This window comes from Roseibium sp. R5 (assembly GCF_055755305.1).
Map to the genome: position 1 here is coordinate 2,350,001 of NZ_CM146910.1, position 23,227 is coordinate 2,373,227.

Below are 23,227 nucleotides of genomic sequence, written 5' to 3' on the forward strand. Positions count from 1 at the left end.
TGCCAAAATGACGGAAACCACGGTTCGCAAAGGGTTTAAGACACCGCGCGAGGTCACGGACTATTTCCGGCAAAAGCGTTTGCGGCCCGCCTTCTCCTGGGGCGACGTCTGGGCGGAGGAACACAGTTACGCATTCACGGTGGCCAAGGCGGTCGACACCGAACTGCTGGGAGCCTTTCGGGCCACACTGGATGAGGCGATCGCAAACGGTGAAACGTTTGAGAACTGGAAAGCCAAGATTGCCGAGCGCCTCAAGGCACAAGGGTGGTGGGGCCCAAGGGCCGTTGCCGATCCGACCGGGCAGGATCCAGACCGGCAGGTGGACTTTTCCCGCTCCCGGCGTTTGAAGACAATCTTCTGGTCAAACATGCGCGCGGCACGTGCGGCCGGACAATGGGATCGCATCCAGCGGACCAAGTTAGCGCTCCCCTATCTGCTTTACGTCCGCACATCCGCAGCTGATCCACGGCAAGAGCATCTTGCCTGGGCAGGGATAGTTCTTCCCGTGGACGATCCATTCTGGTCAACGCACTTTCCGCCCAATGGCTGGGGCTGCAAATGCTCAGTCCGTCAGATCACACGCCGGGAAGCGGAGAGGCTCATCAATGCCGGTGAAATGTCGATCGACGGGGAGACCGTCCAGATTGTCTCCGAAGCCCCGGAGATCCGGACGCAGCCGTTCCGGAACCGGCGCAGCGGTGCGGTCAGTCAGATCCCGGATGGCATTGATCCCGGATGGCATACCAATCCGGGTCTCTCCCGTGCCCGCACACTATCAACCCGGTTGATTGAAGAGCTGGAAGACGCCGGGCCAGACATTGCCCGCCAGAAGATTGCCGAGTTGTTCGACGGATCCGCACCGCGTGTGTTGGCCGGATTGAAAGAACGGGTGCAATTGCCGGTCGCCGTCTCCAGTCCTCTGCAGAAGACGCTCGACGCACGTTCGCCTTTGATCGTGGTTTCATCGGAGACCATGACGGTGAAGACCGGCAAGCACACGCTGGTTTCGATCGACACCTTTTCTCTGGTCGACCACATGCTGGAAACCGGCAGGGTCGTTGATGAAGGCCGGGACGCGTTGCAGCGGGCCGTCTATGTCCAGCTTGGCGGGGCATGGTGGAAGCTGGTGATCAAGCGTTCAGCGGCTGGATATCTAAGGTTGCATACACTCTACCGGGTCAACGCAAATCGTGCTTTAAAGTGGGTTGAATACTGACAGGTAGTCACTGGTCATAAATTCACTCAATGGTCGAGATCAATAGGTCGGTACTACTGGTTCGATTTCCATTTTGCACATTCACTTAAGAGGATTGATCTTGTTGCAATCAATTACGCTGCGTTTCGATAATAACGATCAAGTACAAATACGCTCGGACGAGGTCACGATAATCGTTGGTCCAAATAACTCCGGTAAAAGTTATATTCTGAGAGAAATAGATCAACTATCAAACGCAAACGTAGGTTCATTGAAGTCGGCTGCTGTTTCAGAGATTAAAGTTAAGTGGCCAGCACCCGAAAATGCGGTCGCAGAGGCATTAAAGTATAGAATAACTTCCGAGGATCGTGATGATGATATTATTGAGTTGGGAGTAGCTCGTCCATCAGGTGGCCTCACACAAACAAGAGTGAGTAAAAAAGCATTAGAAACACTCTGTTACGAAGGAGCTAGTGACCTAAGATGGTGGAAAATGGTCGCTGGTCTCGGCGTGTTGCTGCTTGATGGCAAATCGCGTTTCAGTTTGGTAGCACCTCAGGCGAAAGCATCACTGGGAGCTCCTCCAAACACGTTTCTGGATGAGATTTTTAGATCCGATGCGGTAGAAAAATCAATCATCCAGGAAATCCGAGCAGTCTTTGGTTTCCACTTCTTACTCGACCCTCTGACCAATGGAAGTACCCTCGCGATCCGGCAAGCCGAACAAGACCCAGGCGAGCTTGCCAAGATGTTCTCCGAAGAAGCCCAAAAGTTCTTCGTAAAAGCTCGGAGCATACAGGAAGCCAGCGATGGAGTGCAGGCCTACACTGGCATTATGATTGCGCACTTTCAGCCTCATATCCATACGCTCATGATTGATGAACCTGAGGCGTTTCTTCACCCGCCATTGGTACGGAGGTTGGGCAGCATTCTAAGCAAAGGGCCGGAGGGGAGGAATAGAACGATGATTGCTGCAACCCACAGTCCGGACTTTGTAATGGGGTGCCTTTCATCAGGAGCGAAAGTCAACATCATCCGGGTTGAAAGAAGAAAGGGACAATCTTCTGCATATTTGGTCGACAGCGAACAACTTAACATGCTTACTCAACGCCCACTTATGCGTAGTGGCAACGTAATTGCCGGGCTTTTCCACGATGGAATGGTGGTAACTGAAAGCGATAATGATCGAGCATTCTACTCAGAAATTTATCATCGCCTTAAGGAAGAAAACCCCGATCTGCCAACCCTTCATTTTGTAAATGCTCAGAATAAGCAAACGATTCGAGAGATCTTGGGCCCTATGAGAAAATTCGGTGTTCCCGTGGTGGGAATTCCCGACATTGACATAGTGAAAGAGGGCGGCACCGTCTGGACTGAGTGGCTGAAGGCATCGAATTTTCCAACCCCGCAACATCAAGGATTGGGGAATGATCGAAGAGAAGTAAAAAATGCGTTTGATGCAACATCCAAAGACATGAAAACTGATGGCGGTGTTGAAGTGCTAGCAGGTTCCGACCGTCAAGCTGCAATCGATCTGTTTGATCGCATGGCGGACTACGGAATTTTTGTTGTTACACGGGGCGAGTTGGAGAGCTGGCTTCCAAAGCTCGGCGGCCAACTCGGCAAAAAAGACTGGGTGGTCAATGTACTCAATAAGATGGGGTCAGACCCTAACGACCCTACCTATTTAAAGCCCGGCACGACCGATGTTTGGGAGTTTCTGCGACGCATAGCTCAATGGATTTCCAATCCACATAGGAAGGGTATGCCATTGAAAATCGAGCAAAATCAGTGACGGGAGGACGTGACCCCTCGCGGTCGCATTTGACCGGCACCACCGATTTTGCGCCGCCACGCACCCAATATGGTATTTTTTGAAACGATAGGCAATGCCGATGAAGTCTCTTGCTCTAGCCATGATTTTTGCATTTGTGAGTTGGCAGGCCGCTGCTGATGATAATCCATCCACAATGGAGGCCCGGTACGCGGCCTCAGAGCTGTATGAGATCACCAGTTTCTTGGCCGATCGGATCCAGCGCGATCGCAGCCGTTTGGAAAGCCAAATGGTTGTTTCTGAAATCCACCTTGCAAAACAGCGCTTGGTTGAAGCCGCTGAACAATTCGATCAGTTGTTTTTCGAAGACCTCAAGTCTGGCGACGGATCCAGCTCTCAGTACGCAGACTACTCGGATTGTTCCTCTGCAGCGCGCGCCTTGTCTCGGTATGCGGAGACCATCGGAGAAGCACAAGACCCTTTTGCGGGCGCAGTGCATTTCAGCATCTATTCGCTTCAAGTATTGGACTGCCAAGCCGAGTTAGGACTAATCCCAAACTCCAACCTACGCAGTGTGGATGTCATCCTGCCTGAAGTCCTGAACTCCTATAAAGAAGGCGCAACGCTCCTAACTGAGCTGCTTGATCCAAAGACCCTGCCGCCCTCCATGGCGACTTCCAATTCCAGAAACGCTTTAAGTTGGGCAATTGTCATTGAAGCTCTTTTGCCTGCCCGAAAGACGAGTTGGGAGCTGGCTTATATCGCTAAGACATCGGAAGACGGTGACCGGGCATATCAGCATGGGTCTTGTTTCAGTATCGACGGGGCTTTCGAAAAACTAGCCGGGACATATGCTGAGCAAATCTCCGATGCGAAGTTTCCAAGAGCAGCGCCCGCAGATGTTGAAGCCTTCATCACCGTGTTGGAGAATTGCGAGGCTTCGATCGGGGCCATCTAAAAAAACGGCCTGTGAGCGCGCTGGAGGGGTTTAGACGCGTCAATACCCGCGAAATCACCCCAAGGGGCCTCCAGCCTGTTAAATCCCCGTTTAAAAACGATCCTGTCTCTCCGAGCGCGATGCAATTTGCGGGTGGCGTATCAAAACTCGGTCTGTTAGCCTCTAATCACTCCCCCGAACCGATCCTGAATGCCACGGCTGACAGCTGTCAGCCCCGTAAGGCGTGTGCCGTCACCGTAGCTTGGCGGCATGACCCAAAAGACCACCGTACATTCCGATATCGCCCAGGGCGACGTGGTGACCGAGATCGCCACGGCCAATGCCGAAACGGGAGCCTTTGAAGCCCCGGAATGGATCAAGATCCTTCCGGCTGGCAAAACGGTCACCCGCGATGGCCGGTCCTTCACTTTTGATCCTAAAAAGCTCGCCGCCCGCTTTCAAAAAGACGGCATCGACATTCCGATCGATCTGGATCACGGCATCACCAAAGGCGGCAAGCCGGAAGCGGTTGGCTGGATCAAGGAACTGGATGCCCGCGCCGATGGTCTTTATGGCCGGGTTGATTGGCTGCAAACCGGCCGGGACGTGCTGGAAGCCAAAACCCGCCGTTTCATCTCGCCAACCTTTACCCATACCAAGCAAGGATCTGCGACGTGGTTGCATTCCGTTGCCCTGGTATCTGCACCGGCGCTGTCCATGCCTGCGCTTGCGTCTGCATCCCCTGACGAACTGAAGGAAGCTCCCATGAATGCGATTGCCGAGGCTCTTGGCCTCACGGCGGACGCAGATGAGGCCGCGTGCCTCACTGCCATTTCCACCCTGTCAACGGGCAAGGTCGATAAGGCCGTCCATGACGAAACCCTTGCCAAGCTGGAAGCCGCGACCGGCGAACTGGCTGCGCTCAAGGCCGACACCCGCAAAAGGCACGTCGATGAACTTCTGGAAGGTGCACTTAAGGACAAGAAGATCCTGCCTGCACAGCGGGATCACTACGCCTCACTGTGTGCAACCGATGAGGGCCTGACGCAGGTCAAGGCGTTGCTGGATGCCACCGCCAAGGGGCTCGGAGCATCCGGGCTCGACGACAAAGACGCTGGCTCTGCCGATGGCGGCGATGAGTTGGACCCGGTCCAGCTGGCGGCAAAGGCCAGCGCCTATCAGGCAGAGCAAACAGCCAAGGGGATCACCGTCGACATCATTGACGCTGTCAACCACGTGAAAGGAGATGGCAAATGATGCCGCTCATCAAATCATTCCGGGCAAATGCCCTGACGAGTGGACTGCGTCTGGTCGCAGCGTCCGCAACTGACCGCGAAGTGATGACCGCGACCGATGCGACCGATCCAATCCTTGGGGTTGCTGACAGCTTCGATATCGAAACCGGCGACATGGTCGATGTCATCCTGTCCGGCCCGGCTCCTGTCGTCTCTGGCGGCGACATTGATTTCGGGGATCCGATCACGGCCGGTCCTGATGGCCGCGCGGTGAAAGCCGTTCCAATTGCCGGGTCGATCGTTCGTTTTGCCGGGTTCGCACTGTCGGACGCAGCTGAAAACGACCGGTTCGACATGGTTGTCGCTCCCGGCATTCTCAACACCCCGGCTTAAAGCACCCGGACTTCAAACCCTCAGGCATTAAACGCCCGTTAAAAGGTTCTTTCAAATGGCTACCAAACGCCCCTTTGTTGTCGATCCGGAGCTGACTGCCATCGCGATTGGCTATTCCAACCCGGCGCAGGCACTCATTGCTGATGATGTCATGCCGCGCCAGCCCGTTGGTCAAGAGCAGTTCAAATGGACCGAATATCCGATCGACGAAGCCTTCACGGTTCCTGATACGCAAGTCGGCCGCCGTGGTCAGGTCAATCAAATTGTCTTCAGCGGTGAAGAACGCGACGGCTCTGTCGAGGATTACGGTCTGGATGTTCCCATTCCCAATTCGGACATTGAGGCCGCTCAAAAAGCCCGCGCGCAAAAGCGGTCGACCTACGATCCGGAAAAACATTCGGCCATGATGCTGACCAAGATCACCCAGCTGGACCGCGAAGTGCGGGTCGCCAAGGTGGTTCAGGATCCGAACAACTATCAAGCGGCCCGCCGCCTTGTTCTGGCCGGGGGCGACCAGCTCTCCGACTTCGCCAACTCCGACCCCCTCGGCGTGCTGGACACGGCCCTTCAGGGAACACTGATTTACCGGGCCAATCAGCTGACCATGGGCAATGTGGTCTGGAATTGGATCAAGCGGCACCCGAAACTGGTCAATGCCATCAAGGGCAATCTGACCAACGAAGGTTTCATCACGAAAGAGCAGCTGGCCGATCTGCTCTCCATCAAGCGAGTGCTGGTGGGGGACGCGCATGTGAATGCAGCCCGGCCGGGACAGCCGGTGAACCTCACCCGCGCCTGGGGCAACTTCATCGCCGCGCATTACGTCGACCCCTCCGCCCATATGCAACACGAGGTCTCCTGGGGCTTTACCGCAACCTACGGCACACGGGTCGCTGGCCGGATCGAGGATCCGGATATTGGCCTTGAAGGTGGTTTCCGGATCCGGTCCGGCGAACGGGTGAAGGAAGTGATTGCGGCCAAAGACGTTGGCTACCTGATCCAAAACCCGGTCGCCGCCTAATCCACGTTTCGGGAGTGCCGCGAGCTGGATCTGTTTTGTGACGAGACAGATCCAGCGAAGCCCCGCGCTGGCTGGTGGGTCTCATTTTGGGAGGCCAGCGCAAACAGTGGCGACGAAATACCTGAGAGAGGCGTCTGGTACGGCTCGCAAGGCCCCCAGCACTACCCGCGCATTCGGCTTTCGGGTGGTTGAAAGCATCCGGCTCATAAGGACCCCAGGTCGCGCCTCGTACACTTTTCAATCCGGAGACATGAGATGGCACCGCGCAAGACATCCCCCAAAACTGGCCCCAAAACTGCCCCCAAAACTGCAAAGCCGGATGGCGATGAAACCGCCAAGGCTGATGAAACCAAGACTGCAAAAACGGCAGATGCGGAAGCGGCAAAGGCCGCTGAAGAAGCCGCCACCCAAGAAACGGCAAGCGAAACCGCTCAGACCGAAACACCGTCAGCAGACGCGGTGACCGGTGATGAAACGGCAAGTGCTGACGAAAAGCCAGATGATGAAAAGTCAGGCGATGAAAAGCCGTCAGAACGGGACAAGGCAGCTGCCAAGAAGCAAGCCGTCGCCGATGTCACCGCCAAGGCGAAAGCAGCGTCGGAAAAGAAAGAAGCCGAAGCCAAAGAGGCAGCTGGTGATAACGACCAGGCAGCGCAAACAGCAGCTGCTGACGACGAACCGGAAACCCGGCCGCACGTGCTCCTGTGTCATGTCCGCATGAACGGCGAAATGCTGAAACCCGGCGACGAGGTGACCGTGACCCCTGCCGAGTTCAATCACCTCAAACGCAATCTCGCTGTTGAAGGCGAATTCGAAGACTAACTGACACGTCAGGGACCCACCATGACCGTCTATGCCACGCTGGCCGACATCGACAACCGTTATCCGAACGAGCTGGTTATTCTAGCTTCGGACGAGGAGACCGGCCTTGTGGATGCGGACCGCGTGGCAGCAAGTTTATCGGACGCCAGTCTGGAAGTGCGCGCGATCTTGAGAGCCCGGTACGGTTCGGATGAACTGGGCCGCCTGGACGCGGACAGCCTGGGCGTCTTGCAGGTCTACACGATCGATATCGCCCTATACCGCGTCGCCCTCTCGTTTTCCCGATCCAATGAGCGGATCAAGGAACGCTATGAGAACGCCACCAAACGGCTTGAGGCGATCGCCAAAGGTAACGGCGGTTTGTCCTTCTTGTCCGATGGCAGCGGTTCGCAAGGTTCCAATGATCCGGCTGTCACCTCTCCGAATGAGGTGCTGATTGATGCCCCCGGCCGGGTGTTCTCCCGCGATCGTTTAAGGGGTGTTTAAATGAGCTTTTCCCTGCGCATGGAAACATCGGATCTGGACGAGGCCCTTGTCCGTCTTCGGCCGATCTTTGATTTCGATACGGCGGAAGTCACCCCGGCGATCGCAGCGCTCGGCGAAAGCCAGACGCGCCGGCGGATCGAAGAGGAAAAGACTTCCCCGGACGGCGAGGCCTGGGCGGAGAACCTTGAAGGCACGTCCATTCTGCGCAAGACCGGCCGGAACCTTCTCGACAGCATTGCCAGCACCTATGAGGCCGATGCGGCCGAGTGGGGCGCGACTTGGGAATATGCCCATGTCCATCAGTTCGGCGCGGTGATAGAGCCGAAGACTGCCGACGCCTTGTCGTTCTCGATCGGCGGTCAGTTCATCCGCGCCAAGAAGGTGACCATTCCGGCCCGTCCGTTCGTTGGCCTGTCTGATGACAACCGTCAGGAAATGATTGATCTCGTCACCGACTTTCTCGGGCTAGGAGGTCTCCAGTGATTGAACCGGCCACCTTGACCGAACTCCTTGCAAACGATCCTGTGACACCCTTGCGGGATGCGGTGACCGCGCGCCTTAAAACCCTCTTTAAAGGCGTTACCGTCAAGTCCCATATCGGCAAGCTCGACATCTACGACGTTGTGAAACGCGAGCTTGTGAGGGCACCCGGCATTGCGATCGGCTGGACGGCTGTCAAAAGCCCGCGCGATGTCAGCGGCACATACTGCATGCCCGTTGATCTTGCCGCCTACATCGTGACGGAAGACAAGCCGATCGAAGGACGCCGCGTCGATCGGGATGAGCTGGCGCACGCGATCGGAACCCGCCTTCTTGAAATCTTGCACAATGCGGACATCGCCTCATGGGGCCTTGAAGGGATCACACCCCCGGAAGGCGATCCCGGTCCGATGTTCAAACCAATCTTCACGGCGACCGCTTACGAGAAAGGCACCGCTTATTATGCGGTGACCTGGACGCAGATGCTGATCGACCTCGGGGAAGACTTCCTTGGTGGACCAACACCGGCCTTTGTTGCCCATGACGAAGAGCGCGGCCCTGGCTTGAAGTTCCTGGACGAAACCAGCATCCCGCCTGAAATCGCTGCGATGATCCAAGAGGATGCAGAAAATGATGGGGGGCAATCGTGATCGATCTTGCCGCCCGCGAGCTGCGCACCCTGCGCCGTCAGCTGATCCAGACCAATGGCCGTCTTGCGCGCATGGTGCTGCCCGGCAAGGTCAAGCCGGGATCCCAGGACATGGAAAACCGGACCGTCCGCTTGATCCTTGCGACCGGCGAAGACGGATCGGAAATCCTGTCACCGCCCGTGCGTTGGCCCGAGCCCGGCGCGGGCCGTCTGCAGGTTCATTCAGCCCCGGCCGACAACGAACAGATGGACCTGCACAGCCCGTCCGGAACGATCGGAACAACCAGCAAAGCGATCTGGTCAACCTACGATGAGGACAACCCGCCGCCGTCGAACAAGGCGGATGAAGCCCTGGTCATGTTTGGCGAGAGCACGGTCCGCCTGAAAGCTGAGGAAGCCCGCGTCATCAGCCCGAAAGTGATCGTTGAAAGCAATGACGTTCACTTGTCCGGCGAAGGCGGTCAGAAGGTCGCGCGGGTTGGTGACAAGGTGCAGGTTGGGACCGGATCTTCTGCGGGCCTTTGGCCGATCGTTGAAGGCTCCAGCACAGTGAGGGCCACCGGATGAGAGCTGTTCGCTATCGCACCGGCACCTGCGCCCGCACGGGGTTGTTCCTGCGCGGCTGGCCACATTGCGCGCAAAGCCTCGGCAAGATCTGGCAGACCCGGATTGGAACCCGGTCCATGCGCTTGGCGTTCGGGGCTGAGCTGCGCTCGCACTTGGGCGAGGACATCACCCCGGAGCTTGCGCTCGACATCTACACCGATCTGACAGTTGCCGCGCACACTTACGAGGATGAATACCGGGTTCAGCAAATGCAGCTGGTTGCCCTGACCCGTCAGGGTGTTCTTGGCCTGTCGCATTCCGGGACCTATTACCCCGAAGGACGGTTCGGGAATTATGACGTTGCCGAGCCGGTGACGGCCAAGGTCGCGCTCCGCGCCTTGAGACGGTCCGAGGTGCCAGCATGAAGCTTTACGCACCTGCCGCTCCGGATCTGTCTCGCTTGCCGTTTCCAGATGCTTTAGAAGCGATCGAATATGAGGCGCTGGTCCAAGAGCTGATCGTTGACTATCAGGCGAAGATGGCGGCGGCCCGGCTGGCTAATCCGGACTGGCCGGTATGGGACGTTGGCAACAAGCTGACCGACCCGGCCGTGATCCAGATGGAGGCGGTCGCAACGGTCCGGCTTCTGGACCGGATCCGCGTCAATGATGGTATCAAGGCGTTTCTTGCACCCTTTGCCAAGGGCACCAATCTGGACAACTTGGTTATGGGACAAGGGGTCACCCGCAAGATCCGGAAGGAAGCAACGGCAACCGAACCAGCGGTCATGCAGACCGACGAAAGCCTGTTGCTGCAGTACCTCTTTTCGTTCCAGTTGCCTGCCGTCGGATCAACGGGCGGGATCCTCTATGATGCCTGGGACATCTGGCCAGCGCTGACCGATGGCACCGGCATGCTGGATGCCCGCGTGAATGGCTGGAAGGTCCATAAGCAGCTCGGTAATCTCAACCGGCGCGGGGATCAGGATTTGGTCCTTGCAGGGCCAAATGGCGAGGCACCACCGGCTGAAATCCTTTCTGAGATCCGCGCCCGCGTCTTGAGCGAAAAGCGGATGTTGGACGGGATGGGCCTTCAGGTCATGGTCGCGAAGCGTCACGTTTACAACGTGCACCAAACCGTCACGGTCCTCGGTAACGGTCCGGCGCTGGATCTTGTTCTCGCCGAGGTCGAAGCTGCGATCCGAGCAGCTGCGGCCCGGCGCATGCTGATCGGCGCGCAGATCCAGCCGGAATACCTTACCGGCCCGTCCTTCGTGGAAGGCGTGTGGGCGATTGAAGATCATGCGCCCGTGTCTGTTGAAGCGGAGCCGTACACGATCCCGGTTTTGGGCGATGTCACCTTGATCCCTGAGGTGCTGCCATGACCGATTTCAGCACCCTTCAGCCGGACAGTGCGGACGTTCAAGAACGGATCATGTCAAAGGTTCTGTCCTACGACCTGGACGTTCCTTATGAGATCCTCATGGATCCGTACCGGACACCGGCACGGTTCCTGCCGTTCCTCGCCTTCCACTATGGCGCAGACCTCTGGATCCCGAGTTGGACAGAGGCTCAGCAGCGGGAGGCCGTTGCGCAGTTTGCGGGCCGGTCCACGACCTATCCGGGTGAGAAGCTAGCAGGCCTTAAAACCACCCGTGAAGGCGTGCGGCGCTACCTTGCCCTGGTCGGTGCTGAGTTGATCGACACGATGTCCTATCCGCAGCGTGTTGTGGTGGGCCGCACGGTCAAGCGGCGCATGCCGATCGGGCACCCGCCGTTTCTCAACCGGCATCTGGTTCGGATCCGGATCAAGAAGCCGAAAAACGCCTTTGTGCTGGGCCGGAGTTTCCTCGGTCGCTCCCCCCTCAAGACGGCCTCCCGCGAGCCGATCAAGAATTGTTTGAAGGCGCTTCGAGCTGCCAAGAACGGTGCCACTCAAGGCCGCGTGGACTTCGGGCACCAACGCATCATCACCATTGACGACAACATCGACATCGATGACGGCATCCGGCTCGGTCAGTTTGTCGATCGAAAGAGGCTGTAACCATGTCCAAGAGACTTCTCCACGGCGAAGCTGAACTCCTTGAGCCGAAAGACCTCGAAAAGGCATCTGAAGCGTCTTACGAGCACGCTGAGAACATTGCGGGCGGTGCGATCGGATATCCGAACCATTGGGCGCGGTTTACGATCGAAACACCGTCTGCCTCAGTCATCCGGGTTAAACAAGGCCAGCTCTTCAAGGGCGGCACGATCTATGATCTGGATGAACCGCACGACGAAGGGCTGACCGGGCACCTGCCAACCGTTGCGGGCGACATGAAATATGTTGCCGTTCTGGTACGTGGCAAAACCGAGACCATCGAAGAACACCGCTATGTGGAGATTGATGAGGACACGGAAGAGGTCGAGTACATTCCGGTCCCCAAATACCTTGCAAATACCTGCGGCTTCATCATCCAAGCCGGTGTTGCCTCGCCGACGCCGGTCAAACCGAGTGTGGACGATAGCGAGTGCTGCATCGCCTATGTCCTCCTAAGCCTGTCCGGCGTTGAGGCCGTCGAACACTTCCATAATGACCGGGTAAAGACGCTCTATGAGGTCGAAGGCCGCGTCAGTGTTCTCGAAGCCCAAATGAAGGCGATCTTTGCGCGGACGCTGACACTGGAAACGGATCTGGCCAACGTTCAGGCGGATCTCAAAAACTACGCCTCGCGCAACGCGGTTCGTCAGCTGCAGGAAGACATGGCCCAGGCACGCAAGATCATTGATCTGCCCGATGCCGCCCGCGCTTACTTTTATGATCCCGCCTTGGTCGGCTGGGCCTGGTCAAAAACACACGCCTCGTGGAATGCCCGCGTTGATGAAGGGATCCGCTTTCCCTTTGATGCGTTTCAGGACACGCAGCTGACCGTTCAAAACCCTGAGCAAAGCGACATCAAGATCGTCAACAACGTGATGATGTTGAACTGGGTTGAAACCACCATCATCGAAGTTGATGGTCCCGGATCCACCCGCGACATTTCCAACATCGTCCATGAAGAAACCACGCTTGTGGCGCGGCACGTTTCTCGATCGAGCGTCAGTTATGGCCCGACTGTCGCCTTTTGCGGCAACACGCAGGAACTGGCCGGATATGAAGGCTCCGTTAGCGGTCAAACTTTTCAGGCCAATGGCGAGACGTTCCAGAACATGGGGCCGATCAATGCGCAGTTCGCAGGTGACAGCCTTGATTTGACCGATTTCAACGCCACGCATGGCGGTGGGTATGACCTTGATATGGTCGTGCTTCACAACAGCCAGATCGGGCAATCCGGCAACCGCGTGATCAATGCGGCTCGCTCGGTTCAGGTAAACTCTTGGACAGAAACCCATTGGGATGAAGTCACCACGACTTACGGTGTCAATGGCTCCATCTATTCGCAGACCTTCCCGGTCAGTCAGGCAATGATCCTGACATCGATCGATCTGAAGTTCTCCCGCGTCGGCGGCAGCGGCGATGTCACGTTGTTTTTCTGTGAAGCAGATGTCTCGGGCGATCCGTTGCTCACCAGGGTGATTGCTGCATCGACAGTATCCCATGCGGACCTTGCCGAAGGCTGGGTGAACTTCCCGTTTGAACCTCGATACCTGCCGCCCGGCAAGCGTTATTCCTGGGCAACCTCGACCGCTGGCAACCACGCTTTGCATACCGCGACGGGCAACATCTTCACGGGCGGCACTTTAGGGTGGAGCACGGATGGTGTCTGGTCTCAGGGTTCACCGAACGAAGACTTCTTGTGCCGGATCAACGGCACGCTGCATACGCATACGCATGCGCGTGTCTTGTTCAATCCGCTGAACCTGCCGGGTGGGATGACGCAGATCAAGCTGCTCTATGAGGCGTTCACGCCCGATGGCACCTCTATGATCTGGCGCGTGCGAACCTCTCCCGACCATCCATGGCAAGCTGTCCAGGCGGAGACTGTTGCCCAGCCAAATCCACTCCGCGGCCTGCCGGAAACCTGTCAGCTGGAGCTGACCATGATCGGTCTTGGCGGTCTCTCTCCAGCACTGCTTTTGAATGAGTATGCGCGCGGAGAAGCGCATCGCCACAAGTTCAACGGCCGGGGCATCACCAAGGAATTGGAATTCGGGCTGAACACCACAACGATCGATGTCAAATGGGTGCTGGATCAGTTTGACCCGGCGCTGCACACCGCGACGCCCAAGGTAATGGTCGCCGGGGTCGAATATGAGGCCGATGCGGACTCTTTGGTTCGCGATGTTCAAAGGCCAACACGCTTTATCCTGCGGGCTGAATTCACCGTGCCGGAAACCGACAGGGCGCGCAGCATTCTCGATATGACAACCACCGATATTGAAGCTGTGTATTTCGTCGAAAACACCGCTCTTTTCGCAACTTGAGGTGAGAGATGACGCCTGAAGCTATTCAAGACGGTGTGACCTACACCGTAACCCTTTTAAAGGTCGTTGAACGCGGTCACCGCAAGTATCTACCACGGGCGCAAAACCGCTTCAAAGGCCGGGTGCTGAAGGAAATCGCCGGGACCTACGGCTGGGAGGTGTTCGGTGACATCCAACCTGCCTGAAGAGCAGCATGATTTTGTAGCGCCGCTGAAGTTCGTGCTAACGCGTGCCGCTTGGGACGCGGTCATTCCGGTCATCATGGGCCGCGTAAGGGCGCTGGAAGGCACCATCGCCGACTACCATGCGGTGATCGCGCTATTGGAAACACAAGCGCTCACCGTGATCTCAGACACCATTACGGCGGAAATCAATGTCCGCCGTGCCGAGCTTGACGCTCTATCGGCAGATGCGGCGGCGGTGGCAGATCAGATCGCTCTCATTCAGGCGGGTGGAATCGATGCGGCGAGCGTCAGCCTTGCAGAAATAGCCAACTTGGCGGCGAGTAACGCGCAAGACGCGTTTGCAGAACTTATGGCGGGTGTACAGGCTAACGCTGCATCCATTGCGGACTTAAAACCGATCGAATTCATCGGTTTGACAGAAGCGACTAATCTTGTTGCCGGAAAGCCTTATCGCTTGCTGGCACATTCCATCAGTCACACCTTGCCCGAAACTCCGTCAATCGGAGCTTCCATCCAGATCATAGATGGAGGTGTATTGAGCGCTGCAAGCACCGTCACCCTTGCCCGCAACAGCAAAACGATCATGGGTCTTGGCGAAGACCTCGTGCTTGATCAACCGGGCCTGTCTTTCATCATTTGGTGGGATGGCTCCACCTGGAGGCTCTTCTAATGGCGAACATCTCGCAATTTCTGAACAGCGGCAGCTTGGCCGGTATCTCTAGTGGCAGCGGCCTTGTGCGCTTGCGCCGGGTTCTGATGATCAACGGTGATTTTATTGTTCCCACCGGTGTGAAGCGTCTTGAGTTCCATGCCTTTGGTGCTGGTGGCGGCGGAGCCGATTTTACCGGTGGTCCGAGCGGTGGTGGCGGCGGCGGCGGAGCCGCTGGTGGCATTATTGAGGTTAATCCGGGCGACACCATCGGCATAACCTATGGGGTGGCCGGACAGCCGGGGGATTTGGTTGGCGGCGCCGGTTCTGGCGGTGCGGGAGGTACTACAATTGTCACCCTTGGCGGAACCACACTGGCAACATGTACTGGCGGTGCAGGGGGCGCGCATGTGAATGGCCAAAACACGGGCGCGAATGGTGGGACTGCAACGGTTCATTCATCCGTGATCGGCGGTTGGTCCGCCAATGGCGGCAAGGGCGGCGAAAGCCTTCAAAGCGGCTCGAATGTCGGTGGTTTTGGCGGCGGAGGGTCCGGCTCTATTTTTGGGGATGGCGGGCGTGGTGGCACCGGTAATACTTCAAACATCAAGGGCGGCACCGGAGGCGGTGGCTGGGGCGGCAACGGCGGTGATGTGTTTGTTGGCACTTCAACCGACACCTCCAACGGTGGCACTGGTGGCGGCGGTCTTCACGACGCTGGAGGGATTTTTGCCATTAATATCCACGCTGGCTCTGGCGGCGGCGGTGCTTTGGGCTCTGGCGGCGATGCCATGCCCAATTTGGGGGGCTCTGGCGGAGCCGGGGTTAGCCCCGCAGTCGGCGGTTTTGTCGATCTCACGAGCGGCGTCGTTATCGCGGCCCAAAACGGGTCCGGGCTTCCGTGGGTTCATCCCCTTGAGCTATCCGGTGGCGGTGGCGGTGGCGGTGGTTACGGCACTTCGGCCGGTCAACCGGGTTCATCGGGTGGGTGCGGTGGCCCCGGTGGCGGTGGCGGCGGCGGCGGAAACGCTGTTTCCACATCACTGACCGGCAACGGCGGCGATGAGGGCTTCGGTGGTGGCGGCGGCGGCGGCGGAAAAGGTACAACAAACACCAGTTCTAATGGCGGTCGCGGCGGCTTTGGCGGCGGCGGTGGAGGCGCAGGGAACACCACTCAACCTATTGCGCTTGCTGCTAACTATATCCGGGCCAATGGCGGACATGGTGGTGGAGGTGGCGGCGCGGCCGATCACGTCAATTCAGCACCTCCCGGGTTTGGTGGGGCCGGTGCTGTCCTGTTCTTCTTCGAACTTTAAGGAGGCGTGATCCATGTACGCACGTATCATAGACATGGGCGGTGTTCAGACGGTGGCTGAGATCATCGACCCTGAAACATACGCCAAAATACCGGCTCCTCTGAATGCGGAGTTTGTACCGGAAGAACCGGGGATGGTTTACATGGCAACACTGGAGGATGGGGTGTGGACTGCGCCGCCCGATCCGGAGCCTGTTGCAAATCCCGAGCCGGACCCTGAACCACTCATACCTAGCTATCAGGCACTGACGTTTGTCGAGTTCATCTCAGTTGTGCAGGCCTACGGCGGGGTGAATGACGATGAAGCGGTCGAAATCCTTGCCACCTCTGAAGTATCATCAATCGTCCTTGTGCGGTTGATGCTTGAGAAAATGGACAAGGGTATCACGCGCGACAACCCTGTGATGCTGGGCGGTCTTCAAAAACTGATCTCAGCAGGGTACCTGACTGAGGCGGAAAAAGAAGCCATTCTGGACAACTGGCCGACTGTCTAGACCGGTCGACTTCAGCGGCAAATACGGGTAGTGTTTGGGGCATCTAACGAACGACTTTTTCTGCGGGCTGACATCTGTCAGCCCCTTTTTTTGTGCGCATCCAGCCATCTTGTCTCCAGCCTTTTAGGAAGGATTAAACCGGCCTTCAAACGGTCTTTAACGGAGACAAAGATGCTATGAGCGCTGTTGTGCCAAATGTCGGGACACGGGTCTTTTCCAACCTGTCTCCGACCGTCGTTTCCATCAATGCACGCCAGACCTTTGCAGCGCTGCCCTTGCCCGCACCGAACGCGGATAATTCCATTGAGAAACACCGCCCATATGCGATCTCGACTGAAGACAGCGAGATGATTGCAAAGCTTGGTGAAGGTGTTGCCAAGGACACCATCACGCAGATCGCGTCCACCGGCATTTCCACCGACATCATCTTCGTGCGCTGTGACGATGATCCGGACGAAGACACCCAGCTTGGCCACATTGTGGGCGATGCAGCCCAAAAGACCGGCTCCTGGGCGGTTCTGGATGCAAAGGGCGAAATCGGTCTGGAAGCCGGATTGATCCTCTCCCCGGAATATTCTCACCAGCGGCCCGGCGATGCGGCCAATCCTGTTTTGACGACGCACGAGGCGATCTGCGGCAAGCTGATCGACTGTTTTGCGATCGGTGATGCAAACGGCACCGAACGCGAGCACGCGGCCCTTGCAGCTGCTGACTTCGCGACCGCGCGCAATATCCTCATGGGCTGGCCGCGCGTCAAAGTCTGGAAGAACGGCGCGGATGCGACCGCGCCCATGTCCACGTTCTGGGCGGCCCAGATCCTGAAGCGCGATGCCGATGTTGGGAACCGCTACAAGGCGGCCTGGAACAAGCCGCTGGTCGGCATTCGGGGTACAGAACGCCCCATCAGTCACCGCGACGGTGACCCGACATCAGAGAGCAATTACCTCTGTCAGGCGGGCATCGGTACCGTCATCGAAAACAAGCTGCTTTGGGCTCCGTTCACGACGGCCACAGATCCGACCACCCGTGACTACCGCTCCATCAAGCGGATCCGCACACGCCGATCGATCGAAAAGTCTTTCTTACGGTCCATGCGCAAATACAACGCCGATGATCTCGGCGCGCATCTGGCAACGTTGGTCTATCAGACCATGTCGGAAGCCTGCTCCAGCCGTCAGGCGATCAACGCCATCATCGACTATGAACTGGTCTGGCAACGGGCCTTGAACCCGAACACGGCGCTACGTGATGGCAGCTTGATGACCAAGTTGCGTTTTGAAGAAACGCCGGAGCTGGTCGATCTCGGCATCTACACCGAACCGCAGCCGGAAGCCTATGACCTCCTGGCCGACAATATTGCCGCCGCGCTGGAAGCTCTGGGCGACCAGAACATCCGCGTAGAGGCCTAACGCACGGAGCCACCTTATGGACAGCCTGATTTACGGCGCAAACTGGTACGTTGACACGCTCAATCAGCGTTTGCGCCTCTCCAGCGTTCAGTTGCCGAACCTCTCCCGTGTTCAAGACACCATTTCAACGGGCGGCGGCTGGATGAACTTTGACCTTCCTGGCGAGATCGAGCCGCTGCGTGCGCCTTTTTCTCTGCACGGTGCACATGAAGACGTGCGCGGCCTGTTTGGAGCTGAGGCCGGGGATTGGACAACGTTCTATTACTACGAACGCCTTCGTGACATCCGGCAGGGCATCAACAAGGGCCGGATCGTCATCCTGAAAGGCCTTGTGTCCGAAGTCTCTCCACCCCGTGTCTCTGGCAAGCGTGGTGGGGAAACCGGCTATCAGGTCGGTTCGATTGTCACATACGAGGACATCATGGACGGCAAGCGGATCCACATGTTCGATTTCTTCGCCAACAAGATTGTCCGCAATGGCGTTGATTACTCCGCCGAACACAACCGCCTGACTGCCGCTTAAACGAGGATCTCATGACCACATCCACCAAGGTCAGCAAGACAGAGAAGACCGAAGATCAATCCGGTATCGAAGTTGATCTGGCAGATATCCCGTTACCGCCGCCCGAGCTGGATGAGGAGCTGGACAATTCGCATGTGGCGAAAGGGCCAACTGCGTCAACTCAAACAGGCGACAAGGCCTCAAAGCCGCGTCCTGAGACGGCCCGGCTGGACTTTGTTACCGAAGCCGAAACACGGGTGCAGACCCACGATCTGGATCATCCCTTCCACCTTGACGGCGAGGTGATCAAAACGATCACGATCAACCGTCTTACCATCAGTGAAGTGGGCGACACCGTGTCTGCCGGCATAGATGATTACTACGACATCTACGCCGTCATGACGGGGCTGCCCGCACCTGTGCTGCGCGGCTTGATGGACGTTGACGGTGATGCAGTGGTCGGGAAATGCCGCGATTTTTTTCCGTCGTTTCTCCTGAAGGAGAACGGCTGACCGCCGATCCCAAAGACTGGCGGGCGATCGCGGCGCGGATTGCCAATGCCTTGCACACACCGCTGCGCGACGTGCTCGCCATGGACTGGTGCGAAGGTCTTTTGTGGTGGCGTGAGGCTGATCGCGTCCACTCCGAAACCTTTGGCCTGTTGACCGGTTTTTTGAACCGGACACACCCAACTGAGTAGCAGGAGACTGCCATGTCCTATGACGTTTCCATGCGCCTCAACCTTGAATACAAGGACCGGGACGCGCGCCGGGCGGAGCAGGATTTAAAGGACATTCAACGGGCCGCCAAGCGGCTCAACAGCGCCGGTACCGGCAATCTTGAGGCGGATCTCCGAAAGATCTCCAACAACGCCCGTGATGTCGCATCCGCCCTTGATGTTCCGCAAGAGAAAATCAAGGAACTGAACGGCCTGCGGACCGATCGGCTTGAGAAAGAACTTGATCAGGTCAAGACAGCCGCAGGCGACCTCGGTGGCAGACTGGATACCACGACCGAGAAATTCAAGGACCTCAACAAGCTCAAGACTGACCGGGCCGAAACCGAGCTGGACGATTTGAAGGAAGCGGCCACCACGCTTGCCAACAAACTCAGAGCGCCCATTGAAGAATTCCGGGAACTCAACCTTCTAAAGACCGACAAGGCCGAGAAAGAGCTGGAGGCCCTGGGCAAGCGCGCGGAAGCTTTGGAAGACAAGCTGGACCGCCTGCGCAAACGGCACGGGACAGGCACCGGCAGCGGTGTAGGCGGTGCGCCTGGTCAGAAGTTGACCGGGCCGCGCACGAACCTGCTCCACAGTGGTCAGGGCCGGTTCGGAGAAGCTTTGTATGATCGGTTGCCAATTGGGGCAGCTGTACCGTTGTCGAGTGGCGGCGCAGTGGCGGCCGGTGCGGGTGCCGGTGCAGTCGTCATCGGCGGCGCAAATGCCTATAAATCCTTTGCAAGTGCCGATCGGCGCATGACCTATCTTGGGATGAGCGCCGGAGCGAGCGAGGCCGAAACGGAAGCTGCCACCAAACGTGTGCGCCAGCTGGCTTATGATCTTTCGATCCCGGTTGAACAGGCTGTTTCGGGACTGGAAGACATCATCGCATCAGGCGTTGAAAGCCTTGAGGCCGGTCTTGAGATGCTGCCCGCCACCTTGAAAGCGTCTATAGGCACGGGAACCCCTGCAAGCCTCATGGCAACCGCCCTCAAGTCATCGCTCGACAAGATGAACCTGTCAGCTGATCAATTGCCAGCAGCGTCTGACAGCATCATCACAGGTGGCCGTTTGGGCAAGTTTGAAGTCGAAGACATGGCGCGGTATCTGCCCAACCTGCTGCCGGTGGCTTCCGAACAGTTGAAGTACCAGGGGGTCGAAGGCCTCAAGAAGGTGGTCGCCGATCTTCAGGTGGTTCGGGAGAATTCCGGAACCAGTCAGGAAGCCATCACCCGTGTGATGGATTTCTATTTGAAGATCTTCCAATCGGCGACACAGGAGAACTTCAAGAAAGCCGGTTTCGATCTTGAAGGCACCGTAAACGGTGCGATCGAGAATGGCCAAGATCCGGTAACAGCGGCGATCCAGCTGACACAAAAGGCCGTCAAAAAGAAACCCGGCATTTTGCCGAAGCTGTTCACCGACAAGGAAAGCTATATGGCCGCGCAGGCCTTCCTGGCGAACCCGGACGGGCGGCAATCTTACATAGACGGTATGGAGGGCGCGGCCGGAACGACTGAGCAAAGCCACAAGCGCGTCACACAGGATGCTCAAGCCAGTATCGACCGGTTGTCGACGGCCACATCCAATGCGGCTTTTGGGATTGGCAAGCTGCTCGACAAGTTGGGTCTCTCCACCTTGTTGAACTCCGTTGGAGGTGCAACGCAACAGATCACCGAAGAGGGAGTGTCTGCGTTTCCGAATGCCATGCGGCGGACCTATGATCGCTATTGGACAAAGCCCGCATCAGCGTTCGTTCAAAACCTGTTTGGCGGCGGAGAGACCAAAGCCTCTCCGTTCCCCCAATCTGACGCGGCAACCGACCCGGTTGCGGACCTTGAAGCCTATTTAAAATCGAGGACCCAACCTTCACCGGAGTTTCCGGGCAACACCTTGCCCAACGTCCCGCGCGCAAAACCGGGCTGGCTTCCGGGGAAACAATCCAGTCTGATCCCGGACATCGGCGATGCGGCCGGACATCTTCAGTCGGCCGGGAGTGAAGCCGGGGCAAAGTTCGCAGCAGCCCTGGAGGCGGAAACCAAGCGCCTGGGCTCAGTTGCCGACAATCTGGAAAGCCGGTTTTCCTTCACCGCGACACCGACCATCTCGCCGCAATTCTCGGCCGGGTCAGCACCGCCAAGTCCGGCCGCGACCCGATCGAGCACGGGCGGTACCGGTTCGGTTGTCCATCAGACGTTCAACGGCACATCTGATCCGCAACGTACGGCGCGCTATGCCACCCGCGAACAGAACCGCGCCATTCGCCGGTCCCGGAACCGGGCGCTTCATGATCTTGGATCCTTCGCATGAGCACTTTGATCTCCATCGGAAACGCCCGTTTAAAAGTGATTGGCCTCAATCCGCAGCGGTTGACCGATCAGGGGGAAGCGCGGTTTCCGGGACACCCGACGTTCAAGGGCATGCACTATCAGAAAACGGGCCTGGGGGAACAAACCCGGCGTCTGGAAGTTATGACCGCTCCGCACATCCTGGGCGGCCTCGACGCGCTTGGCTGGCTGCTCCAGCACTTCAAAAATCAGGACGAGGTGACGTACTTCCGGCTGGCCGCAAACCTTGCCGGTCACCTGGAAGGCTCTGTCGTCATCCGGGACCATTCGGTAGATGAAGACCGCATTCACCCATGGTCCGGACGCGGGCGGATCGTGACCGCTGAAATCGGGCTTTTGTTTGTGGGGACAACACCGTGACAGACACTCCGGAAATCATCGGAAAAGTGGTCATCACCGAAGACGAAGAGCGGCAGGACCGGGTTGCCCGCCGCCTCTATGGCGAAGAAAGCGGCAATCTGGAACGCTTGCTCGAAGCCAATCAGGGCCTTGCGGAAAAGATCCGGCCGAGCGTGGGCATGATGACCTTTGGAACCGTGCTGGCGCTGCCGGAAGCCAAGGAACCGGCCGAGGAAGAAATGACGAGGCCGTGGGAATGAGTTTGAGCCGTCCCTATGTTGAAGTCATTGGCCCGACACAGCGCAATCTGGTTCCGTTTTGGGGGTCTGATCTGATCGGCGTCACGGTCACCGACCACGCGGGCTATGAGAGCGATGAAGCGGTGTTGCGGTTTTCCGATCGCAATAAGGATGTACCGTCCAAGGGGACGCTCTACACGATCGCGGCTGCATACGATCGGACCCGCCCGCCCATGCTCGGGGCCTACAGCTTCAGCCATGTTCGTTTCACCGGAGATCCAGAGAACGGCCACGTCAAAGAGATCGTCTGCCGGGCAGCTAACTTCATCGAGAAGATGAAGGAAGCTAGTTCCAAGCACTACGACACCGAAAGCGGGTTCGGCACGGCTGGCAAGATCTTCCGAGACCTTGCAAGGAACGCTGGCGTCCCGGCTGTGGTTGCGCCGGCGCTTGAGAACATAGAGATCCCGTACCGGCTGCGCTGGCGTCAAAGCCCGCTGGACTTTGCAACCGATCTTGCAGACGAGATCGGCGGGATCCTGAAGCCGCAGGCGGGCAAGCTGGTTGTGATGGAGCGTGGATCCGGCCAGTCAGCCAGTGGCCGCACCCTGCCGCCGATCCTGATGCGGCACGATCCGAGCTTTGAGTATGAAGTGGAGATCGAGGAGCGCCCGGCACACAGCGCGATCGAGGGCGGCTGGTTCGATCCGAAGACGGGCCGGTCGAAGGCCGAGCGCTCCAGCTCTGGCAACCGGCAGGGCGGTCTTGCCGCTGTGCTTCATCCCTTTGCCAGTGAGGTCGAAGCCCGGCGCGGATCCTCGGCCTTTGCACAGCAGCTCGCGCGCTACACCGGGACCGGCTCTTTCACCGGTCCTGGACAGCCGCAAGCGCTCGCAGGCGCGCCCTTCATCCCGTCCGGTTATGGCGGGGTGATCGACGGTATCAAGTGGGACGCGGAAACCGTCACTCACGAGATCATTCCGGATCAGGGCTGGATAATGACGGTGGACGTGGAAACGCAGGAGAAAGCGGCGTGAGGGGGGCGGACCTGGTCTCCCGTCAACGGCTTTCAAGTGACGGCTATG

27 protein-coding genes are annotated in these 23,227 nt (G+C 57.9%); all 27 read left to right on the forward strand.

Annotated elements, in window-relative coordinates; genetic code table 11:
- Positions 1-7 precede the first annotated feature (7 nt).
- The 27 genes from AC0J4F_RS10915 to AC0J4F_RS11045 all read left to right on the forward strand — a co-directional run bounded on the left by AC0J4F_RS10915 (position 8) and on the right by AC0J4F_RS11045 (position 23,179).
- On the forward strand, positions 8-1,216 hold the full coding sequence (locus AC0J4F_RS10915) for a phage head morphogenesis protein (protein ID WP_473026248.1): 1,209 nt from the start codon (positions 8-10) through the stop codon (positions 1,214-1,216).
- A gap of 100 nt (positions 1,217-1,316) precedes the next feature.
- Complete coding sequence (locus AC0J4F_RS10920) at positions 1,317-2,990, forward strand: ATP-dependent nuclease (RefSeq protein ID WP_473026249.1); 1,674 nt, start codon at positions 1,317-1,319, stop codon at positions 2,988-2,990.
- A 100-nt stretch (positions 2,991-3,090) separates the two neighbouring features.
- The gene (locus tag AC0J4F_RS10925) at positions 3,091-3,927 is read left to right on the forward strand and encodes a hypothetical protein (RefSeq protein ID WP_473026250.1); all 837 of its coding nucleotides are present in this window, start codon (positions 3,091-3,093) and stop codon (positions 3,925-3,927) included.
- A gap of 249 nt (positions 3,928-4,176) precedes the next feature.
- Positions 4,177-5,163: a phage protease gene (locus tag AC0J4F_RS10930; RefSeq protein WP_473026251.1), complete on the forward strand. Its 987-nt coding sequence runs from the start codon at positions 4,177-4,179 to the stop codon at positions 5,161-5,163.
- A complete protein-coding gene (locus AC0J4F_RS10935; RefSeq protein ID WP_473026252.1) occupies positions 5,160-5,534 on the forward strand; it encodes a hypothetical protein in 375 nt (124 codons plus the stop codon). The genes AC0J4F_RS10930 and AC0J4F_RS10935 overlap by 4 nt, the downstream gene beginning before the upstream one ends.
- Before the next feature lie 55 nt (positions 5,535-5,589).
- Positions 5,590-6,555, forward strand: a complete 966-nt coding sequence (locus AC0J4F_RS10940; protein ID WP_473026253.1) for a capsid protein — start codon at positions 5,590-5,592, stop codon at positions 6,553-6,555.
- 255 nt (positions 6,556-6,810) lie between these two features.
- Entirely contained in the window at positions 6,811-7,377 is a 567-nt protein-coding gene (locus AC0J4F_RS10945) for a hypothetical protein (RefSeq protein ID WP_473026254.1), read from the forward strand.
- 21 nt (positions 7,378-7,398) lie between these two features.
- Positions 7,399-7,863: a gp436 family protein gene (locus tag AC0J4F_RS10950; RefSeq protein WP_473026255.1), complete on the forward strand. Its 465-nt coding sequence runs from the start codon at positions 7,399-7,401 to the stop codon at positions 7,861-7,863.
- On the forward strand, positions 7,864-8,346 hold the full coding sequence (locus tag AC0J4F_RS10955; protein ID WP_473026256.1) for a phage virion morphogenesis protein: 483 nt from the start codon (positions 7,864-7,866) through the stop codon (positions 8,344-8,346).
- On the forward strand, positions 8,343-8,993 hold the full coding sequence (locus AC0J4F_RS10960; protein ID WP_473026257.1) for a hypothetical protein: 651 nt from the start codon (positions 8,343-8,345) through the stop codon (positions 8,991-8,993). The genes AC0J4F_RS10955 and AC0J4F_RS10960 overlap by 4 nt, the downstream gene beginning before the upstream one ends.
- The gene (locus AC0J4F_RS10965; RefSeq protein WP_473026258.1) at positions 8,990-9,559 is read left to right on the forward strand and encodes a phage baseplate protein; all 570 of its coding nucleotides are present in this window, start codon (positions 8,990-8,992) and stop codon (positions 9,557-9,559) included. Before AC0J4F_RS10960 ends, AC0J4F_RS10965 begins: the two co-directional genes overlap by 4 nt.
- On the forward strand, positions 9,556-9,963 hold the full coding sequence (locus AC0J4F_RS10970) for a GPW/gp25 family protein (protein WP_447235530.1): 408 nt from the start codon (positions 9,556-9,558) through the stop codon (positions 9,961-9,963). Before AC0J4F_RS10965 ends, AC0J4F_RS10970 begins: the two co-directional genes overlap by 4 nt.
- A complete protein-coding gene (locus AC0J4F_RS10975; protein WP_473026259.1) occupies positions 9,960-10,922 on the forward strand; it encodes a hypothetical protein in 963 nt (320 codons plus the stop codon). Before AC0J4F_RS10970 ends, AC0J4F_RS10975 begins: the two co-directional genes overlap by 4 nt.
- Positions 10,919-11,581: a phage tail protein gene (locus tag AC0J4F_RS10980; protein WP_473026260.1), complete on the forward strand. Its 663-nt coding sequence runs from the start codon at positions 10,919-10,921 to the stop codon at positions 11,579-11,581. The genes AC0J4F_RS10975 and AC0J4F_RS10980 overlap by 4 nt, the downstream gene beginning before the upstream one ends.
- Positions 11,582-11,583: 2 nt before the next feature.
- Positions 11,584-13,941, forward strand: a complete 2,358-nt coding sequence (locus AC0J4F_RS10985; protein WP_473026261.1) for a hypothetical protein — start codon at positions 11,584-11,586, stop codon at positions 13,939-13,941.
- An 8-nt stretch (positions 13,942-13,949) separates the two neighbouring features.
- On the forward strand, positions 13,950-14,126 hold the full coding sequence (locus AC0J4F_RS10990) for a hypothetical protein (protein WP_473026262.1): 177 nt from the start codon (positions 13,950-13,952) through the stop codon (positions 14,124-14,126).
- Positions 14,107-14,796, forward strand: a complete 690-nt coding sequence (locus tag AC0J4F_RS10995) for a hypothetical protein (protein ID WP_473026263.1) — start codon at positions 14,107-14,109, stop codon at positions 14,794-14,796. Before AC0J4F_RS10990 ends, AC0J4F_RS10995 begins: the two co-directional genes overlap by 20 nt.
- On the forward strand, positions 14,796-16,091 hold the full coding sequence (locus tag AC0J4F_RS11000; protein ID WP_473026264.1) for a hypothetical protein: 1,296 nt from the start codon (positions 14,796-14,798) through the stop codon (positions 16,089-16,091). The genes AC0J4F_RS10995 and AC0J4F_RS11000 overlap by 1 nt, the downstream gene beginning before the upstream one ends.
- A gap of 13 nt (positions 16,092-16,104) precedes the next feature.
- Positions 16,105-16,584, forward strand: coding sequence for a hypothetical protein (locus AC0J4F_RS11005; RefSeq protein WP_473026265.1), 480 nt, complete (start codon positions 16,105-16,107; stop codon positions 16,582-16,584).
- Positions 16,585-16,760: 176 nt separating this feature from the next.
- Positions 16,761-17,993, forward strand: a complete 1,233-nt coding sequence (locus tag AC0J4F_RS11010) for a phage tail sheath family protein (protein ID WP_473026266.1) — start codon at positions 16,761-16,763, stop codon at positions 17,991-17,993.
- Between the two features lie 16 nt (positions 17,994-18,009).
- Complete coding sequence (locus tag AC0J4F_RS11015) at positions 18,010-18,516, forward strand: phage major tail tube protein (protein ID WP_447235519.1); 507 nt, start codon at positions 18,010-18,012, stop codon at positions 18,514-18,516.
- 11 nt (positions 18,517-18,527) lie between these two features.
- Entirely contained in the window at positions 18,528-19,007 is a 480-nt protein-coding gene (locus AC0J4F_RS11020) for a hypothetical protein (RefSeq protein WP_473026267.1), read from the forward strand.
- Entirely contained in the window at positions 18,962-19,195 is a 234-nt protein-coding gene (locus AC0J4F_RS11025; protein ID WP_473026268.1) for a hypothetical protein, read from the forward strand. Before AC0J4F_RS11020 ends, AC0J4F_RS11025 begins: the two co-directional genes overlap by 46 nt.
- Positions 19,196-19,207: 12 nt before the next feature.
- Complete coding sequence (locus AC0J4F_RS11030; protein ID WP_473026269.1) at positions 19,208-21,526, forward strand: phage tail tape measure protein; 2,319 nt, start codon at positions 19,208-19,210, stop codon at positions 21,524-21,526.
- Positions 21,523-21,924: a hypothetical protein gene (locus tag AC0J4F_RS11035; RefSeq protein ID WP_473026270.1), complete on the forward strand. Its 402-nt coding sequence runs from the start codon at positions 21,523-21,525 to the stop codon at positions 21,922-21,924. Before AC0J4F_RS11030 ends, AC0J4F_RS11035 begins: the two co-directional genes overlap by 4 nt.
- Positions 21,921-22,163 carry a tail protein X gene (locus tag AC0J4F_RS11040; protein ID WP_473026271.1) on the forward strand — a complete coding sequence of 81 codons (243 nt, stop codon included), beginning with the start codon at positions 21,921-21,923 and terminating at the stop codon, positions 22,161-22,163. Before AC0J4F_RS11035 ends, AC0J4F_RS11040 begins: the two co-directional genes overlap by 4 nt.
- Positions 22,160-23,179: a phage late control D family protein gene (locus AC0J4F_RS11045; protein ID WP_473026272.1), complete on the forward strand. Its 1,020-nt coding sequence runs from the start codon at positions 22,160-22,162 to the stop codon at positions 23,177-23,179. Before AC0J4F_RS11040 ends, AC0J4F_RS11045 begins: the two co-directional genes overlap by 4 nt.
- Positions 23,180-23,227 lie beyond the last annotated feature (48 nt).

Bases quoted from the DNA above. Each gene is read 5' to 3' on its own strand.
- AC0J4F_RS10915 (WP_473026248.1), top strand. From the start codon at position 8: ATGACGGAAACCACGGTTCGCAAAGGGTTTAAGACACCGCGCGAGGTC.
- AC0J4F_RS10925 (WP_473026250.1), top strand. From the start codon at position 3,091: ATGAAGTCTCTTGCTCTAGCCATGATTTTTGCATTTGTGAGTTGGCAG.
- AC0J4F_RS10930 (WP_473026251.1), top strand. From the start codon at position 4,177: ATGACCCAAAAGACCACCGTACATTCCGATATCGCCCAGGGCGACGTG.
- AC0J4F_RS10935 (WP_473026252.1), top strand. From the start codon at position 5,160: ATGATGCCGCTCATCAAATCATTCCGGGCAAATGCCCTGACGAGTGGA.
- AC0J4F_RS10940 (WP_473026253.1), top strand. From the start codon at position 5,590: ATGGCTACCAAACGCCCCTTTGTTGTCGATCCGGAGCTGACTGCCATC.
- AC0J4F_RS10945 (WP_473026254.1), top strand. From the start codon at position 6,811: ATGGCACCGCGCAAGACATCCCCCAAAACTGGCCCCAAAACTGCCCCC.
- AC0J4F_RS10950 (WP_473026255.1), top strand. From the start codon at position 7,399: ATGACCGTCTATGCCACGCTGGCCGACATCGACAACCGTTATCCGAAC.
- AC0J4F_RS10955 (WP_473026256.1), top strand. From the start codon at position 7,864: ATGAGCTTTTCCCTGCGCATGGAAACATCGGATCTGGACGAGGCCCTT.
- AC0J4F_RS10970 (WP_447235530.1), top strand. From the start codon at position 9,556: ATGAGAGCTGTTCGCTATCGCACCGGCACCTGCGCCCGCACGGGGTTG.
- AC0J4F_RS10975 (WP_473026259.1), top strand. From the start codon at position 9,960: ATGAAGCTTTACGCACCTGCCGCTCCGGATCTGTCTCGCTTGCCGTTT.
- AC0J4F_RS10980 (WP_473026260.1), top strand. From the start codon at position 10,919: ATGACCGATTTCAGCACCCTTCAGCCGGACAGTGCGGACGTTCAAGAA.
- AC0J4F_RS10985 (WP_473026261.1), top strand. From the start codon at position 11,584: ATGTCCAAGAGACTTCTCCACGGCGAAGCTGAACTCCTTGAGCCGAAA.
- AC0J4F_RS10990 (WP_473026262.1), top strand. From the start codon at position 13,950: ATGACGCCTGAAGCTATTCAAGACGGTGTGACCTACACCGTAACCCTT.
- AC0J4F_RS11000 (WP_473026264.1), top strand. From the start codon at position 14,796: ATGGCGAACATCTCGCAATTTCTGAACAGCGGCAGCTTGGCCGGTATC.
- AC0J4F_RS11005 (WP_473026265.1), top strand. From the start codon at position 16,105: ATGTACGCACGTATCATAGACATGGGCGGTGTTCAGACGGTGGCTGAG.
- AC0J4F_RS11010 (WP_473026266.1), top strand. From the start codon at position 16,761: ATGAGCGCTGTTGTGCCAAATGTCGGGACACGGGTCTTTTCCAACCTG.
- AC0J4F_RS11015 (WP_447235519.1), top strand. From the start codon at position 18,010: ATGGACAGCCTGATTTACGGCGCAAACTGGTACGTTGACACGCTCAAT.
- AC0J4F_RS11020 (WP_473026267.1), top strand. From the start codon at position 18,528: ATGACCACATCCACCAAGGTCAGCAAGACAGAGAAGACCGAAGATCAA.
- AC0J4F_RS11025 (WP_473026268.1), top strand. From the start codon at position 18,962: ATGCCGCGATTTTTTTCCGTCGTTTCTCCTGAAGGAGAACGGCTGACC.
- AC0J4F_RS11030 (WP_473026269.1), top strand. From the start codon at position 19,208: ATGTCCTATGACGTTTCCATGCGCCTCAACCTTGAATACAAGGACCGG.
- AC0J4F_RS11035 (WP_473026270.1), top strand. From the start codon at position 21,523: ATGAGCACTTTGATCTCCATCGGAAACGCCCGTTTAAAAGTGATTGGC.
- AC0J4F_RS11045 (WP_473026272.1), top strand. From the start codon at position 22,160: ATGAGTTTGAGCCGTCCCTATGTTGAAGTCATTGGCCCGACACAGCGC.